Origin of the sequence: Halomonas sp. 3F2F (genome assembly GCF_014897805.1) — a bacterium.
In the GTDB taxonomy this organism is placed as follows: Bacteria; Pseudomonadota; Gammaproteobacteria; order Pseudomonadales; family Halomonadaceae; genus Vreelandella.
The window spans coordinates 147078-164533 of the sequence record NZ_JABUZE010000130.1; the positions used below are offsets into that span (position 1 = coordinate 147078).

A 17456-nucleotide genomic window follows, 5' to 3' on the forward strand; every position below is an offset into this window, starting at 1 on the left:
GCCATGTCCTTCAGTATCCAACAAGGCAATACCCATTTGGCCGCACCGATACGGGTTCATGAGAGGCCAAAGTTGATGCTAACCCTGCGATCACTATCGCGATTACCACAATCATCTGCCAGGGGTCGCATCGAGATCCACCTCACTCAACTGGCAACTGCCGGATTACCTTAACGTCTCCGTCGTCACGTTCGCCGCTGCAGGTTGGGTGGAGTGATGACGGTTTATGGCACTAAGCACACCTTTCATCGACGCGCTGGTGATGCTTTCGTCGCTGCCGACACCAAACACTGCTTTGCCATCAATGCGCACCTCAACATAGGCGATTGCTTCAGCATCGGCCCCTTGTCCGCGAGAGTGCTCATGGTAATCAATTATTTCCACCTCCTGACCGCTAGCCACCAGCGCTTTCACAAACGCGGCCAAGGGGCCATTGCCCTCACCGGTTACCGTTTGGCGCTCACCTCCGCTTTCCAGTATCGCTTCAAGCGCAACTTTTGGGCTTTCTGGTTCAGAGGAAAGGCGATGGCTTATCAGCGCCAGCGGCGAATGCTGCTCCAGGTACTCATCAGCAAACGCCTGGTAAATCATTTGTGAGGTAATTTCGCGCCCTGTGCGGTCAGCAACTTCTTGCACGACTTGGCTAAATTCAATCGACAGCCTGCGCGGCAGTTCAATGCCGTACTCCTGTTCCAGCAGATAGGAAATACCGCCTTTCCCAGACTGACTGTTAACGCGAATCACCGCCTCATAGCTACGCCCCACATCCAGCGGATCGATGGGTAAATAGGGTACATCCCAAGGCGCCTCAGGATGAGCACGACGATCTGCCATGCCTTTTTTAATCGCATCCTGATGCGAGCCTGAAAACGCAGTAAATACTAAATCGCCAACGTAGGGGTGGCGTGGGTGGACGGGTAACTGATTGCAGTACTCCACCTCGCGCATAATGGGCGTAATGTTGGAGAAGTCCAAGTTCGGATGAACGCCTTGAGTATAGAGGTTCATCGCAAGCGTCACGATATCCACGTTACCAGTACGCTCGCCATTGCCAAACAGCGTACCTTCCACCCGGTCAGCACCGGCCATTAGCGTCAATTCTGCCGCCGCCACGCCAGTACCGCGGTCATTATGAGGGTGCACACTGACAATCAGCGTGTCGCGCTTTTTAACATGACGACAGAACCACTCAATTTGATCGGCATAGTTATTGGGTGTTGCGACTTCTACGGTGGCCGGTAAGTTAACGATCATCCGGTTATCAATGCTAGGCCCGAAGGTATCCATCACCGCTTCGACAATTTCCACCGCAAAGTCCATCTCCGTGGTGGTGAATAGCTCAGGCGAGTACTGGAAGGTCCAGTGAGTCTCTGGATTAGCGGCCATTAAATCGCGGATTTGCGCCGTAGCATCAACGGCGATCTGCACGCACTCTGTTTTATCTACATTAAACACTACCCGCCGAAACATCGGGTCGGTGGCATTATAGACGTGCACAATGGCGTTTTTAGCGCCTTTAAGGGCTTCGAACGTGCGTTCAATTAAATGTGGACGCGCCTGGGTCAGCACTTGAATCGTCACATCATCAGGAATTTTATCCTGCTCAATCAACGAGCGGACAAAGTCGAAGTCAGTTTGTGATGCCGACGGGAAGCCCACCTCAATCTCTTTAAAACCAACGTTCAGCAGTAGATCGAACAAACGCTGTTTGCGCTCTTGATCCATGGGGTCGATTAACGACTGGTTGCCATCACGCAAATCTACACTGCACCAAATCGGGGGCATGTCGATGCGCTGGCTAGGCCAGAGGCGGTCAGGCAATTCAACGGCCACGAAGGGGCGATATTTTTTAGAGGGATCGGACAACATCATGACGTCGCTCCTGTCGTTAATCTGTTTTAGTTTGGTCGCTTGAAGTCGTTGGTGTGCCTTTATAGACCATGGCGGCTTCCATACGATCAAGCTGGGCTTTTAACGTATGCACGTCGCTACGCAACGCTTGAAGCTGAGCAGAATCTCCTTCACCGCTATCCAACTCCATCTGCGCACTCTCCTTTTGCATAACATCGAGCACGATACCAATCATCATATTGAGGAAAATAAACGCGGTAAGGAATATAAACGTCAAATAATAGATCCAACTCCAAGCATAGACCTCTTGAGTGGCATACATAACGTCAGTCCAATCTTCAAACGTAGCGATGCGAAACAGCGTGAGCATCGCTACGGAAATGTTACCCCACAAAAAGTCGTCAACGTTATGGAATAAAAAGCTACCCAGGGCAGCATAGATATAAAAGATGATAAACATCAGCAGTACGACATAGCCCATCCGGGGGACCGACTTCACCAACGCCCCCAACAACATTTGCAGCTCAGGAATCATCGACACCAAGCGCAAAACACGGAAAATTCGCAGCAACCGTGCTAGCAAAACCATCTCCGAGTCGTCCATGGGGATAAGGCTAGCGGTCACTATCAGAAAATCGAAAACATTCCAACCTTTCTTAAAAAAGCTGACTAAGTTGCGCTCGGCTGCCATTCTGATCAAAATCTCAATCAGAAAGAACACGGTTACGGCGATATCAAGATAAAGCAGCCACTGCTCTATTCGGGAGGTTTCCTCATAGGTTTTCGCGCCTATTACCAAGGCAGAAATCACAATGATGGAAATCACGACGCCTTCAAACAGCTTGTTCGAGCGCAGCTTTTCGAAGCGGGCTTGCCAGGTATTGAATGGTTCACTCATGGAACAGGGAGTCTCTAAACGGTTAACGGCATCACTTTATACTAAAATCACGTACTTACTATACAAGTGATATCCTGTTGTTTCACTTGAAGTATCTCCGCCACCCAGGTAGCGATTGCCACCTTGGTGTTTCACGATTTTTTTGCGCTGGATAAGCCCATGACACTGCTGTGGATAGCCTTACTGCCCCTGTTAGGCGTGCTGGTGCCGGCATTAAATGCCAAGCGCGGCCGCACCCTGTGCTCGCTGGCGACAAGCATACTGCCCGCTGTTGCCCTGCTGCTGACACTGTTGCAGATCCCCGCCCTGTTAAAAGGTGAAGCGCTGCGTTTTAACGCGGCATGGATGCCTGAGCTAGGCCTTGAGCTGGCATTTCGTTTAGATGGCCTGTCGTTGCTGTTTAATCTTTTGATTATTGGCATCGGTCTGCTGATTTTATTGTATGCACATTTTTACCTAGACAAAGATGAGCCATTCGGACGTTTTTATGCCTTTCTGATGCTGTTTATGGCATCGATGGTGGGCATTTCGATGTCAGACAACCTCATCTTACTCTGGTTATTCTGGGAACTAACCAGCCTTTCGTCATTTTTGCTGATTGGCTTTTGGTCGTACCGTAGTGATGCCCGTAAAGGTGCCCGCATGGCGCTTACCGTTACCGGTGCTGGCGGTTTGGCCCTGCTAGCGGGTCTCCTACTGCTGGGTGACATGGCCGGCAGCTATCGAATGGACGATGTACTTAGCAGCGGCGCTGCCATCGTCGCCGATCCTCGCTATCCGCTGATGCTTGGACTAGTTCTACTCGGTGCATTTACCAAATCGGCTCAGTTTCCCTTCCAGTTTTGGCTACCTCATGCCATGGCGGCCCCAACGCCAGTCTCAGCGTATCTGCACTCTGCCACCATGGTGAAAGCGGGTATTTTTCTGATGGCACGTTTACATCCGGCGATTGCTGGCAGCGAGCTTTGGAGCGTAGTGGTGCCGCTCATAGGTACTATCACGCTGCTCTACGGCGCTTGGTTTGCCCTGTTTAAGACCGACCTAAAAGGAATTTTGGCGTTTTCAACCGTCAGCCACCTAGGCTTGATCACCGTATTATTGGGTATTGGTAGCCCAATGGCAGTGTTAGCAGCTCTGTTTCATATTTTGAATCATGCGGCCTTCAAAGCGGCCCTATTTATGAGCGCAGGAATTATCGACCATGAAACGGGCACCCGAGAGCTCAAGCAATTAGGCGGCCTGAAAAAGGCGATGCCTGTTACAGCGCTGTTGACCACATTGGCCGCCGCAGCCATGGCAGGTGTGCCGTTACTTAACGGATTCCTCTCCAAAGAGATGTTCTTTACCGAAACACTAGCCACCCCGGTACTAGGCGGACTTAGTTGGTTACTACCGGCATTGGCAGCGTTAGGTGGCATGCTTTCAGTGGCTTATTCATTGCGTTTGGTACATGCGGTATTTTATAAACCAGCCAAAGAAGCAACACCTAAAGCGCCTCACGAACCACCTCATTTAATGCGCCTGCCCGTGGAAATCCTAGTGGCCCTATGTGTCTTGGTCGGACTCTTTCCGGCCTTTTTTGCCACCGGCATTTTACAACTGGCGACCCAAGCCGTATTGGGCGAGCCGCTTGATTTCCATTTAGCTATTTGGCACGGCATCAACTTACCATTGATGATGAGTGGGCTGGCCTTTGTTGTGGGTATCACGCTCTACTGGCGCCATAAGAATCTACGCCGCTTTGTGCAATCATTCCCCAGTATTGATGCGCGCCGCATCTTTGAGCGCTTTATCGTCACTCTGGGTTATCGCGCCGAACAGCTTATTACCAAGCTTGAAGGAAACTCGCTTCAGCGCTATATGGGTTGGCTGCTTTTCGCGGCGTTACTGATGGGTGTGATTGGCCTGGCCAGCATTGACGGCCTAACCGGTTCAAAAGGTAATCAGCCAATTGATGGCATTGTTTTACTAGGTGCCGGCATGCTGATATTCGGGGGAGTAGCAACTGCCGCTGCCCACCGCTACCGGCTAATCTCTTTGCTGATGCTTTCGGTCGTAGGCTTATTCGTTGCCCTCACCTTTGCACGCTTTTCTGCACCAGACCTAGCACTGACACAGCTATCGGTAGAGGTTGTTACCATGATACTGCTGATGTTAGCGCTATTTTTCTTACCCCAAAAAACGCCACGTGAATCAAGCCCTAAGCGCAACGTACGGGATATGTTACTGGCAGGCGCATTAGGCTTAGTGGTGGCTAGCCTTAACTATGCGGTGATGACACGTGAGACGCTGTCGATTTCTGAGTTCTTCGTTGAAAACAGTAAACCTGGCGGCGGCGGGTACAACGTCGTCAACGTGATATTGGTCGACTTCCGTGGCTTCGATACGCTTGGCGAGATTACGGTGCTGGCCATTGCTGGCCTAGCCATCTTTAAACTATTAAACCGGCTACGGTTGTTTATCCCACATAGCGATGGCGAAGGTCGTGTTTGGTCGCCTGATCGCTATCCCGCCATTTTAACGTCGATTTCTATGACGTTACTGCCCCTGGCGCTGCTGGTTTCTGCGTTTATCTTCTTACGCGGCCATAACCAGCCTGGCGGCGGGTTTATCGCCGGCTTGATTACGGCTGTCGCACTTATCTTGCTGTATATGGCACGCGGCGTGGAGTGGGCACAAGAGCGTCTAAACTTCCCCTTCCAGCCGGTGGCCGTGGTAGGCGTTGCCATTGCAACACTCACAGGGCTGGGTAGCTGGCTTTTGGGCTATCCGTTCCTGACGTCATCTTTCGGCTACTTTACGCTGCCACTGATTGGCACCTTTGAACTGGCTACCGCTCTGCTCTTTGATCTTGGCGTTTATCTAGCGGTTGTCGGTGCAACGCTGATGATTCTGGCCAACCTGGGTAAAGTAACCACGCCACACCGACCCGTCACCGAACCCAAAGCAAGCGATGATTCGAGTACGCCCACTAACAAGGAGTCCCACTAATGGAAATGCTCTATGCCATTACAACGGGCATATTAACTGCGTGCGGACTCTATCTAACACTGCGCGGGCGTACGTTCCCCGTTGTGGTTGGTCTGACGCTGCTCTCCTACGCGGTCAACCTATTTTTGTTTTCCATGGGCGGCTTAACCACGGATGGCGCTGCTCTGGTAAATGAAGGCACGAACATTGCTGACCCGCTGCCCCAGGCACTGGTATTAACAGCGATCGTGATTGGTTTTGCGATGACCGCCTTTGTGGTCATCCTGGCCATGCGTGCACGCAGCGAAGTAGGTAACGACCATGTCGACGGCAAAAAGGAAGACCACGAATGATTCAGCATCTAATTGTTTTACCCGTGGTGCTACCGTTAGTCGCGGGTATTTTGTTGCTTTATCAACGCCAGGGCTTAGTGCGCTATAAGCGCACCGTCAGCGTTGTCGCTTCGATACTCCTGCTGTTCGTCTCAATAGCGCTGGTCAACCAAGCGGCGAGTGGTGACATTACTTACTACGCGCTGGGCGACTGGCAGCCCCCGTTTGGGGTGGTGCTGGTGCTGGATCGCTTGTCGGCATTGATGGTGTTAGTCACCGCAATTTTAGCGGTCGGTGCGGTCATTTTTGCCTGCGGCGGTGATGATGAAAAAGGCAGTAACTTCCATGGCCTATTTCAATGGCAATTGCTAGGCATTAACGGGGCCTTTTTAACCGGCGACCTGTTTAACCTCTTCGTATTTTTCGAAGTGCTACTCCTGGCCTCTTACGCATTACTGCTGCACGGTGGTGGTAAAGCACGTATCCAAGCCAGTGTTCACTATGTCGTGCTTAACTTAGCCGGCTCCTCACTGTTTTTGATCGCCGTGGGCATTTTATATGGTGCAACGGGCACGCTAAACATGGCCGATATGGCGCATAAGCTGGCCAGCCTGCCCGCCGAACGCGAAGGCTTAGTCACCGCTGGGGCATTAATGCTGCTGGTGGTTTTCGGTTTAAAAGCGGCTATTTTGCCACTCTACTTTTGGCTCCCCCGCGCTTATGCAGCAGCTCCCGCACCCGTGGCAGCGTTATTCGCCATTATGACAAAGGTGGGGATTTACGCGATTTTGCGCGTTTATTCACTGATATTCAGCGATCAGGCAGGCGGTTTAGTCGCACTGGAACAGCCATGGATATGGTGGTTAGCGCTAGCAACGCTAGCCGCCGCGGGTGTTGGCGTTATCGCCGCACGTGATTTACGCCTGCTGGTCGCGTATCTGGTGCTTATTTCGGTAGGCACGCTACTGGCTGGCATTGGCATGCGCTCTCCGGCCGCGACATCAGCACTCCTCTATTACCTCATTCACACCACGCTGATTACCGGCGGACTTTTCCTGCTAGCGGAGATGATTGGCCTACAGCGGGGCAAACCCGGCACGCGCATCGTAAAAGGCCGACCATTGGTGCAAGGAAATGCACTAGCGCTTACCTTTTTTATCGGTGCCATTGCCGTGGCCGGGTTACCGCCACTATCCGGTGCGTTAGGGAAGGCACTCATGCTTAACGCCGCCGAAGGTGGTGAGCGCCTATGGCTTTGGCCGCTATTACTATTAACGAGCCTTGCGTCGTTAATTGCGCTATCTCGCGCAGGCTCTACGCTGTTTTGGCGCAGCCACCGTGGCAGCCCAAGCGGCAGCAACCTCTCTCGCTACCAATGGATTGGCATGCTGTGGCTGCTTAGCGCGGCACCACTAATGGTCGCCTTTGCAGGGCCCGTGAGTAGCTATACCCAAGCCACGGGAGAGCAGTTGGCCAACCCGCAGCTGTTGATTAATTCGCTTCTGCCTGATGCTGGAGACGCCCAATGATTGCCCCCCGCGCTTGGCTCCCTACGCCGGTACTGTCACTGCTGCTTCTGTTGGTATGGCTACTGCTTGTGCGTAGCTTTGCATTCGGTCAGATCGTGCTAGGCGGCGCGCTGGCCATCCTTATTCCGTTATTGACCCATCGCTTTTGGGACGCACGCCCCCGCATTGGTAAACCGCTTAAACTGTTGCGTTTTGTGTTTCGCGTACTAGGCGATATCGTCATCGCCAACTTCGAAGTTGCGTACTTAATTGCTAACCCCTGGCGTAAAGTCAAACCCCACTTTATTGAATACCCGCTGATGCTTGAGGAACGTTTCACTATTACGCTTCTCGCAAGCACCATCAGCCTAACCCCAGGAACAGTTTCAGCGAACTTAAGGATGGACGGAAAATCGTTGCTCATTCATGCACTTGATGTAGACGACGAGGACGCCCTAATTGCCCAAATTCGCGAGCGCTATGAGCGCCCCCTTAAGGAGATTTACGAATGCTAAGCGCCGCACTCGTGATCACTTTAGCGCTAGTGGTAATGGCGCTACTGATGAATCTTTATCGCCTAACCATTGGCCCCGACCTGCCAGATCGCGTGCTGGCGCTCGACACTATGTATGTCAATTCAATTGCGCTGATCGTACTGCTGGGGCTGTGGCTCAACAGCAAGACCTACTTTGAGTCTGCGCTGTTAATTGCCATGCTCGGTTTTATCAGCACGGTGGCCGTATGTAAGTACATTTTACGCGGGGATATTATCGAATGAACCGTGTCACGTCTCAGGAGATGCGCCCATGTCGTTTTTTGTCGAAGCGCTGATTTCACTACTGTTGGTTGCAGGCGGTATTTTCGTCTTTATCGGCTCGCTGGGTCTCGCTCACCTAAGAGACTTCTACATGCGCCTGCATGGCCCCACCAAGGCCACCACACTCGGCATAGGCTGCATGCTTGTCGCCTCAATGGGTTACTTTTGGAGTATCGATGGCAAGCCTGACGTACAAGAACTGCTAATCACGCTGTTTTTATTCATTACCGCACCGGTTAGCGCTCACTTGCTCGCCAAAACGGGTCTTCACATGCAGCTCAAGCATATAGATAAAACCCAGGGCAAACCGGTAGAGCTCCGCTCAGAAGAAGTTGGTGAAAAACCTGTCCCGCACCCTGACAAGGGGCATGGTTAAAAGACAGGAACAGCCGTTCTTGATCGCTAAGCGCTGGCTGCAACGCCAGCGCTTTTTATATGTCAACGACGCAAGATAGTAGTGGGAAGCAACACTTTCCGGTAAGCTCCTTGCGTTTTGTTAGCCTGTTTTGAGGTAATTATATGTGGAGCCTGCTTAGGTTGTCGGCACTGTCATTAACCACGTTGATGATAGCGGGTTGCTCAGACCCCAAAATAGACACAAGCTCAATGCCAGCCGCCGTAGTTTCGGTTGAGAAAGTGCGCGACTCACTCCCCGCCTACAAGCGCGATGAGTTTGATCAAGCATTAACGATCATTGCCATGTCATCGTTTAGCGGCATCGATTTACTCAATGCCCAACGTATGAATGCCGCCGAAATTGCCGAGTCAGCGAATGCCTACATGCATGGCCTAACGGGTGATGAAGTTATAGAGCGCGCCGATAAAATGCTGCGCGAACGCCGTGCCCGCGAACGCGAGCAGGCGCTGCAAACGCTTGATCGTCTAGAAACCAAACAAGCGCGGGCTGAACACGATCAACAACAGCGCGCCCAGGTGAGCATTGAAAGTGCCGATTACTACATCAGCACCAGCCCCTATGGCGCATTCGAACCCGTGATTGATCTTCAGGTAACGAATGGTTCTGACCAAGAGGTATCAGAACTGTTTTTACATGGCGTATTGACCAGCCCAGGACGCGAGACAGCGTGGGTCGATGAAACGTTTTACTATGTTATTGCTGGCGGCCTAGCCCCCGGCGAGACCGCACAATGGAGCCTTGCCCCCAACCGCTTCGGCCCCTGGGGTAATGATCAAATTCCCCGCGATACACAGCTAACCTTAACGCTACTGGGGATAAATAACGCGCAAGGTGAGCCACTTTGGAACTCGCCATCGCTTAGCGAAAATGAGGCCGCTAAGCTAGAAGCCTTGCGTGCGGAGTATGGCGGTGTTAACGCCCATACTGCCAACTAGGGCTAAGGCGGTGCTAAAGCACCGCCTGTGCACTTAGCGGCGCTATCAGTCAGTCGATCAGATCTGCTTCCCGATAGCCAATTAAATACAGTACCGCATCAATTCCCAACGTTGAAATTGCTTGGCGAGCTTGTGCGCGAACCATCGGCTTGGCGCGAAACGCAATCCCAAGCCCCGCTTTTGCCAGCATTTTAAGATCGTTGGCACCATCACCAACGGCAATCGTCTGCTCTAAAGTAAAACCTTCGCGTAGCGCGATTTGCTCTAGTAGATCGGCCTTGCGCTGCGCATCGACAATCGGTTCTTTCACATCACCGGTTACTTTACCATTTTCAATGACCAGCTCGTTGGCGTGGATTTCGTCAAAACCGAGCTTCTCCTGAAGATGGCGAGCAAAGTAGGTAAAGCCCCCAGACAATATCACCGTGCGGTAACCAAAACGCTTTAAGTTCGCCATTAGCCGCTCAACACCGTCCATTAAGGGCAGCTCGGCAGCAATCTCTTTCAAGACCGACTCGTCTAAACCGGCTAGTTTACTCATACGCTCGCGGAAGCTTTGTTGAAAATCCAGCTCGCCACGCATCGCTCGCTCGGTCACGTCGGCGACTTCATCTCCGACCCCATGGCGGCGAGCCAGCTCGTCAATCACCTCCGTCTTGATCAGCGTCGAGTCCATATCAAAACACACTAAACGACGATGCCTACGCCAGATAGTATCTTCTTGAATAGCAATATCGACACCATGCTGGGCACCTAGCGCGAGCGCCTTTTCGCGTAGGGCTTCTAGCTCTACATCACTGCCTCTGAGCCAACATTCAACGCAAGCACCGTTAGCAGGCGAGTCACCTTCAAGCGCTTCGCGGTCTGAAAGACGGTGAATTAGCTCAACAGTGAGACCAAACTCTGCGGTCAGCGATCCTACTTCAGCTAATATGCCAGCAGGCAGCTTGGGGGCTAGCAGGCTTAAGATGAGTCTTGGTTGGCTAGCTTGCTCACTCCAGCGCTGATAGTCGTCGCCACTCACCGCAATTGCCTGCACGTCTAAGCCTAGCGTATCTCCCGCTTCACTAAGCGCGGCTTCCAAAGCGCTGTCCTGATCAAGCCCCACCAGCATTTCCAAAGAGAGCATGCCAAACGTCACGCTTTGATTAATATCCAACAGCCGGGCACGCCCAGCCGCCAACGCATTACCCAGGCCAGCTAACTGCCCTGGGCGCGCAACCCCGGTCGCACGAATCAAATAACGTGTTGCCATGACTTACTCCCCTGCCTCTAAACAATCTACTTTTTGGAAACCGCGAGGCAGTTTGCTGCCTCGCCTACCGCGTTCACCACGATAATACGCGAGATCGTCGGCTTTCAGGGTTAGCTTACGCTTACCGGCATGAATAATGAGTTCACCACCCTCTGCCACAACGGCAATATCGCGCACAAACTCTTCACGTCGAGCCGCACGCGGACCGGGAATATCAAGCATTTTATTGCCTTTCCCTTTGGCCATTTCGGGCAATTGGTCTAACGGGAACAGCAGCAGCCTGCCTTCATTGGAAACCGATGCAACCCAATGGCCTTCGCCTTCCGGCACTTCCACTGGGGCCATAACGCTGCACCCTTTAGGAACACTCAGTACCGCTTTACCGGCTTTATTCTTGCCTGTCAGGGCCTCAAGCTGCGCGACAAAACCATAACCACCATCGCTGGCCAATACGTATCGCTTGGTGGGCGGCGCCAGCATTAGCCCTGCCATGCGCGCACCTGCCGATACGTTGACACGGCCGGTAACGGGTTCACCCTGACCTCGGGCACTAGGCAGGTTGTGCGCTGCTAGGGTATAAGCGCGGCCAGTGTCGTCTAGCAACACCAAAGGTTGATTGGTTTTACCACGGGCCGCCAGTTGGAAACTATCGCCAGCCTTATAGGAGAGCCCTTCCGGATCGATATCATGGCCTTTCGCCGCACGAATCCAGCCTTTTTCCGACAACACGACGGTAATCGGATCAGCGCCTAACAACTCTACTTCAGAGAGCGCTTTTGCTTCACTACGCTCAACCAGCGGCGAACGACGCGCATCACCATGCTCTTTACCCGCCGCGCGGATCTCTTTTTCAATTAACGTGGTTAGCTTAGCTTCACTACCCAGCAAGCCTTGCAGCGACTTGCGCTCTTTCTCCAGCTCATCCTGCTCGCCACGAATCTTCATCTCTTCTAGCTTAGCAAGATGGCGCAATCGCAGCTCTAGGATCGCCTCTGCCTGCCGCTCAGAAAGACCAAACGCAGCGATCAATGCTGGCTTAGGCTCATCCTCTTCACGAATAATACGGATCACTTCATCAAGGTCGAGGTAAGCCGTCAGTAGGCCTTCAAGAATATGCAGACGGTCTTCGACTTTACCTAAACGATGCTCTAAACGACGGCGCACTGTCGCTCGCCTAAAGCGCAGCCACTCGCTCAGCATATCGGGTAACGGCATCACGCGGGGGCGACCATCCAGGCCGATCACGTTCATGTTCACCCGCACATTCTTTTCTAAATCCGTGGTGGCGAACAGGTGCGCCATCAGCGATTCAACATCCACGCGGTTAGAGCGTGGCTCAATCACCAGGCGAGTAGGCTCCTCATGGGTGGACTCATCACGCAAGTCGGCTACCATCGGCAGCTTTTTGGCCTGCATTTGCGCGGCGATCTGCTCCAACACTTTGGCACCACTGACCTGATAAGGCACAGCGGTAATCACGATATTGGCCTCTTCGCGCACATAACGAGCGCGCAGCTTGACCGAACCGCGGCCTGATTCGTAGAGCTTGCGCAGGTCTTCTTTCGGCGTGATGATTTCGGCATCGGTGGGGAAATCGGGGGCCGGTACAAACTCCATCAGGTCGACAGTGGTCGCTTCCGGGTTCCGCAACAGGTGACAGGTCGCCTCTACCACTTCAGTCACGTTGTGAGGTGGAATATCGGTTGCCATCCCAACCGCGATGCCGGTACCGCCGTTGAGTAACACGTGCGGCAAACGCGCTGGAAGCACTACCGGCTCTTGCATCGTGCCATCGAAGTTGGGGGTCCAGTCCACGTTGCCCTGGCCTAACTCGCTGAGCAGCACTTCTGCAAACTTAGACAGCTTGGCTTCGGTGTAGCGCATGGCAGCAAAGGATTTGGGGTCATCAGGGCTACCCCAGTTGCCTTGCCCATCCACCAGCGGATAGCGATAGCTAAACGACTGGGCCATTAGCACCATTGCTTCATAGCACGCGCTGTCGCCATGGGGGTGAAACTTACCCAGCACATCACCGACGGTACGCGCCGACTTTTTGTACTTGGCATTGGCGTGCAGCGCCAATTCACGCATGGCGTAAATAATGCGCCGCTGCACAGGTTTCATCCCATCGCCAATATTGGGCAAGGCGCGGTCTAAAATGACGTACATCGAGTAGTCGAGGTACGCTTTTTCGGTGTAATCGCGCAGGGACAGCCGTTCGACGTCACCCTCTGCTACCTGAATATCCATGTCGATCATATCCTACCTTAACAACAAAACCGCCCCAGTCGGGGCGGCTGATAAGCGGACACGCGGCCACTTAGCATGGCACGCTATGTTAATTGATACTTTTCATGCGATGCATTCGACAGTGCTGGAGCCTGGGATACCGCTTGCGCACCGCCGTGAAACTCGTCCAGCAAGCCTTTTAAGCGCTGGGCCTGTAACGACAGTTCATTAGCAGCCCCTGCGGCCTGGCTAACCAAGCCCGCATTCTGCTGGGTCACCGTATCCATCTGCGTTACCGCACGGTTAATCTCGTCAATGCCATTGGTTTGTTCGCTGGAAGCTTGGCTGATTTCGCTAATGCGTGCCGTTACTTCCTCAATGGCGACCACAATTTCTTTCATAGCCGACTCAGCTTGTTGAGCATAACCACTGCCCGTCGCGATCTGCTCAGAGGTGGTTTTGATCAGCCCATTAATATTTCTGGCCGATGCAGCACTGCGCGAGGCAAGCTCACGTACTTCACTGGCAACCACCGCAAAGCCTCTTCCGTGCTCACCCGCACGCGCTGCTTCTACCGAGGCATTCAGCGCTAATATATTGGTTTGAAAAGCAATATTTTCAATTACTTGAACAATTGAAGCGACTTCAACAGAGCTTTCGTTGATCGCTTCCATGGATTGCGCCAGCCTTGATACCTGTTGGCCGCCGCGCTTTACTTTATCCGCCGATTCTTTTGCCCGCAGGTCGGCCTCTTGAGCGTTATCAGCGTTTCGCTTCACCGTAGCCGCCATCTCTTCCATCGTTGATGACGTCTCCTGAAGAGAAGCCGCCTGCTGTTCTGTTCGGCTAGAAAGCTCCGTATTGCCTGCCGCGATTTCAGTGGACTCGCTGGCGATGGCATCGGCCACGCTCCGCACATCACCAAATAGCCGCTGTAGCTTCTCCGAGTATCGATTAACAGCACGGCGCAGTTCGCCAATCTCATCCTCGCGATAGATCGTCAGCTCGCGACTCGAGTCATCCTGCCCCAGCTGATCGATTTGACGCGTAGTACTGCGTATTTGCGCTAGCAAAATACGCCCACCCCACCACCCAAGCCCCAGCAAAAGTGCCAACAAGGGGACAATAAATAGCAGTAAATCACGTGTTAACGTGCGTGCCAAAGCCGTGACTTGCTCGCTAGGCGTTACTAACCCCAGCGTCCACCCCGTACGTGGCATGTCAAATAAACGCACCTCAGCAGCTTCTGCTAACACACCTGCATTTTCGACACTCGCCTGTTCACGGCCAGCCGTGATCGCCGTAACAACGGGCTGAAGCCAGGGCATATCACGGGCAACGTCAGCTAAACTTTTCATCTCATCAGCGGCTTGCTCCACCCCCGGCAGGTCAATGACATTGCGCTCATTATCCAGTACAAAGGCGTAACCGCCTGTGCCACCGCCATTTTCTGCAAGAAACTCGGCCACGCCGCCTAGCTGCATATCAATGGTCGCTACACCTGAAAAAGCACCATCGATATAATACGGAACACTACAGGTCACCATGGCAACCCCTGTCGCTGGATCGCGGTAGGCAGCAGACCAAACGCACTGCCCTGGCGTCGCATCGCGAGCACTGCTATACCATGCTTCGTCGTGATAAGGCGCAATAGTGCTTGCGTTGTAGTCATCCAGAAACTCCAACGCTCCTTGAGCATTACGTGCCCAGAAAAAACTGAAGCGCTCGACACCCGGCGAAAATGCGCCTGGCTCAGGCCAAATACCGCCTCCGGCAATTGTCATATTGCCGTTATCATCGACCACATTGGGCAGTGCTTGCTGGTAAATCGCTTCATCTTGAGGAAGCGATTCGGCCAACGCCGCTAAGCTCGAGGTATTCCCCTCGACGCGAGCCAGCTGGCCATTCAGCGCATTCACGATAGAGCCGCCCGTACGCTCAATCAATGACTGACTTGCATCGATCACCAACGGCTGACCACGCCAGGCCATCACGCCGTAAATACTGACAGCCATTAGTAGTGTGAGCACCACTGCAGACAACGTTAACTGCCGAGAGATTGTGTTGAACAAAGCTATTCCCCTGTCTATGAGCGTTTTTTACGCGTCTTAGTATGTAAGCTACTTATTCAACTATCGGCCAAATAGCATGGCACTGTAATAATGCCTGTTAACGTTTGCCTAGCAGATTGGTCTCACGCCTCCGGTCTTTATAACTGGCTTTGCAACTGTTGCGAAAACAGTCGCAAAAACAGTCATTACAACCAGACTAATGACGCCTCTATATCTGTAACTACACCTCTACATCAGCGAGATTGCCGTAATCTTCCAGCCACTTTTTGCGGTCACCGGCGCGCTTCTTGGCCAGCAACATATCCATCATTTCCATCGTGCCATCGCCCTCTTCCAACGTTAACTGCACCAGACGACGGGTCTCCACTGACATAGTGGTCTCACGCAGCTGTAGCGGGCTCATTTCACCCAAGCCTTTAAAACGCTGAACATTGGGCGTGCCACGTTTTTTCGCCAACTGCTTGAGAATGGCGGCTTTCTCACTCTCATCCAGGGCATAGTGCACTTCTTTACCTAAATCGATTCGGTAAAGCGGCGGCATGGCGACAAACACATGCCCGGCATCCACCAGGCTGGGGAAGTGCTTTACAAACAGCGCGCACAACAGCGTTGCAATGTGCAAGCCATCGGAGTCCGCATCCGCCAGGATGCAGATTTTGTGATAGCGCAGTTTTTCAAGATCTGCACTGCCGGGGTCGGCACCAATCGCCACGGCGATATCGTGCACTTCCTGAGAGCCATAGATATCGTGGGTATCGACTTCCCAGGTATTGAGGATTTTGCCGCGCAGCGGAAGAATGGCTTGAGTTTCACGGTTGCGCGCTTGTTTGGCGCTACCACCTGCCGAGTCGCCTTCGACTAAAAACAGCTCACTTAGGGCAGGATCCTGGCCGGAACAGTCGGCGAGCTTGCCTGGCAACGCGGGACCAGAAGTCACTTTTTTACGGGCGACCTTTTTGGACTTTTTCTGGCGCTGTTGGGCGGCGCTGATCACCATTTCGGCCAGCTGTTCGGCCTGTTCAATGTGGTGGTTAAGCCACAGCGAGAAAGCATCTTTCAACACCCCAGACACGAAGCCCGCAATCGTGCGTGAGGAGAGCCGCTCTTTGGTCTGTCCGGCAAACTGAGGATCAAGCATTTTCACCGAGAGCACAAAAGAGGCTCGTTCCCATAAATCATCGGCGGTTAGCTTAATGCCGCGGGGCAACAGGCTGCGGTATTCGCAGAACTCCCGCAGCGCTTCCAACAACCCTGAACGGAAGCCATTAACATGCGTGCCGCCCTGGGGTGTGGGAATCAGGTTTACGTAGCTTTCCAACAACGCGTCGCCACCTTCGGGCAACCACTGAATCGCCCAGTCAACGCCATGCTCGTCGTCGCTAAAATGGCCTACAAAGGGTTCATTCGGCACCACTTCATAGCCATCGGTAGCTTCAGCTAGGTAGTCCTTTAAGCCATCGGCATAGGCCCATTCAGTTTTGGTGCCATCAGGCTCTATCAGCGTAACCGCCAGCCCAGGACACAGTACCGCCTTGGCACGTAACAAGTGCTTTAACTTTGAAAGGGCAAGCTTTGGGCTGTCAAAGTAGCTCTCATCTGGCCAGAAACGCACGAGAGTGCCCGTCGCTTTTTTCGCCGCTTTACCAATTTCGTGTAGCTCTTCGACTTTTTCGCCAAACTCAAAGGCCATGGCATGGCGCGCGCCATTACGCGTCACTTCAACATCTAAACGGCGCGATAAGGCATTAACCACCGATACGCCAACCCCGTGCAAACCACCCGAGAAGCGATAGCTGGAGGAGGAAAATTTGCCACCCGAGTGGAGCTTGGTAAAGATGAGCTCGACGCCCGACACGCCATGTTCAGGGTGCAAATCGATCGGCATACCGCGGCCGTTATCCTGCACTTCGATGGCGCCATCGCTATGCAGCACCACGCTGATAGCCGTTGCGTGCCCTGCGAGGGCCTCATCAACACTATTATCAATAACCTCTTGAGCGAGGTGATTGGGCCGCGAGGTGTCGGTGTACATACCGGGACGCTTACGCACCGGCTCGAGCCCTGACAGGACTTCGATGGAACTCGCGCCGTACTGGGAGGCATCAAACTGGGTCATGTAACATCGGTTCCTAAAAAAATAGCGCTAGCAGCCGCTCTTAAGTACTTGAAAC

At 53.1% G+C, this 17456-nt stretch carries 13 protein-coding genes; 7 read left to right on the forward strand and 6 right to left on the reverse strand.

Annotated features, from left to right (window positions below):
- Positions 1-165: 165 nt before the first annotated feature.
- The gene (gene leuA, locus INT21_RS13205) at positions 166-1872 is read right to left on the reverse strand and encodes a 2-isopropylmalate synthase (RefSeq protein ID WP_193085326.1); all 1707 of its coding nucleotides are present in this window, start codon (positions 1870-1872) and stop codon (positions 166-168) included.
- A 16-nt stretch (positions 1873-1888) separates the two neighbouring features.
- On the reverse strand, positions 1889-2749 hold the full coding sequence (locus tag INT21_RS13210; RefSeq protein WP_193085327.1) for an ion transporter: 861 nt from the start codon (positions 2747-2749) through the stop codon (positions 1889-1891).
- A gap of 159 nt (positions 2750-2908) precedes the next feature.
- Between INT21_RS13210 and INT21_RS13215 the strand changes: the two genes are divergently transcribed.
- The 7 genes from INT21_RS13215 (at position 2909) to INT21_RS13245 (ending at position 9729) form a co-directional block, all read left to right on the forward strand.
- Positions 2909-5740 (forward strand): monovalent cation/H+ antiporter subunit A, encoded by a 2832-nt coding sequence (locus INT21_RS13215; protein WP_193067906.1) that lies wholly within the window; start codon positions 2909-2911, stop codon positions 5738-5740.
- Entirely contained in the window at positions 5740-6072 is a 333-nt protein-coding gene (locus tag INT21_RS13220) for a Na+/H+ antiporter subunit C (RefSeq protein WP_038485658.1), read from the forward strand. Before INT21_RS13215 ends, INT21_RS13220 begins: the two co-directional genes overlap by 1 nt.
- Positions 6069-7580, forward strand: a complete 1512-nt coding sequence (locus INT21_RS13225; protein ID WP_089037598.1) for a monovalent cation/H+ antiporter subunit D — start codon at positions 6069-6071, stop codon at positions 7578-7580. Before INT21_RS13220 ends, INT21_RS13225 begins: the two co-directional genes overlap by 4 nt.
- Positions 7577-8074, forward strand: coding sequence for a Na+/H+ antiporter subunit E (locus INT21_RS13230; protein ID WP_089037597.1), 498 nt, complete (start codon positions 7577-7579; stop codon positions 8072-8074). Before INT21_RS13225 ends, INT21_RS13230 begins: the two co-directional genes overlap by 4 nt.
- The gene (locus tag INT21_RS13235) at positions 8068-8337 is read left to right on the forward strand and encodes a K+/H+ antiporter subunit F (RefSeq protein ID WP_038485667.1); all 270 of its coding nucleotides are present in this window, start codon (positions 8068-8070) and stop codon (positions 8335-8337) included. The genes INT21_RS13230 and INT21_RS13235 overlap by 7 nt, the downstream gene beginning before the upstream one ends.
- Positions 8338-8365: 28 nt before the next feature.
- Positions 8366-8752, forward strand: a complete 387-nt coding sequence (locus INT21_RS13240; protein WP_089037596.1) for a Na+/H+ antiporter subunit G — start codon at positions 8366-8368, stop codon at positions 8750-8752.
- 143 nt (positions 8753-8895) lie between these two features.
- Complete coding sequence (locus tag INT21_RS13245) at positions 8896-9729, forward strand: DUF6694 family lipoprotein (protein WP_319022197.1); 834 nt, start codon at positions 8896-8898, stop codon at positions 9727-9729.
- 49 nt (positions 9730-9778) lie between these two features.
- Here INT21_RS13245 and serB read toward each other — a convergent pair whose 3' ends face one another.
- The 4 genes from serB to parE form a co-directional block, all read right to left on the reverse strand.
- A complete protein-coding gene (serB, locus tag INT21_RS13250) occupies positions 9779-10984 on the reverse strand; it encodes a phosphoserine phosphatase SerB (RefSeq protein WP_193061253.1) in 1206 nt (401 codons plus the stop codon).
- A 3-nt stretch (positions 10985-10987) separates the two neighbouring features.
- Positions 10988-13243, reverse strand: coding sequence for a DNA topoisomerase IV subunit A (gene parC / locus INT21_RS13255; RefSeq protein ID WP_226912563.1), 2256 nt, complete (start codon positions 13241-13243; stop codon positions 10988-10990).
- Positions 13244-13317: 74 nt separating this feature from the next.
- Positions 13318-15285 carry a methyl-accepting chemotaxis protein gene (locus INT21_RS13260; protein ID WP_089037592.1) on the reverse strand — a complete coding sequence of 656 codons (1968 nt, stop codon included), beginning with the start codon at positions 15283-15285 and terminating at the stop codon, positions 13318-13320.
- 220 nt (positions 15286-15505) lie between these two features.
- The gene (gene parE, locus INT21_RS13265) at positions 15506-17401 is read right to left on the reverse strand and encodes a DNA topoisomerase IV subunit B (RefSeq protein ID WP_089037591.1); all 1896 of its coding nucleotides are present in this window, start codon (positions 17399-17401) and stop codon (positions 15506-15508) included.
- Positions 17402-17456: the final 55 nt, after the last annotated feature.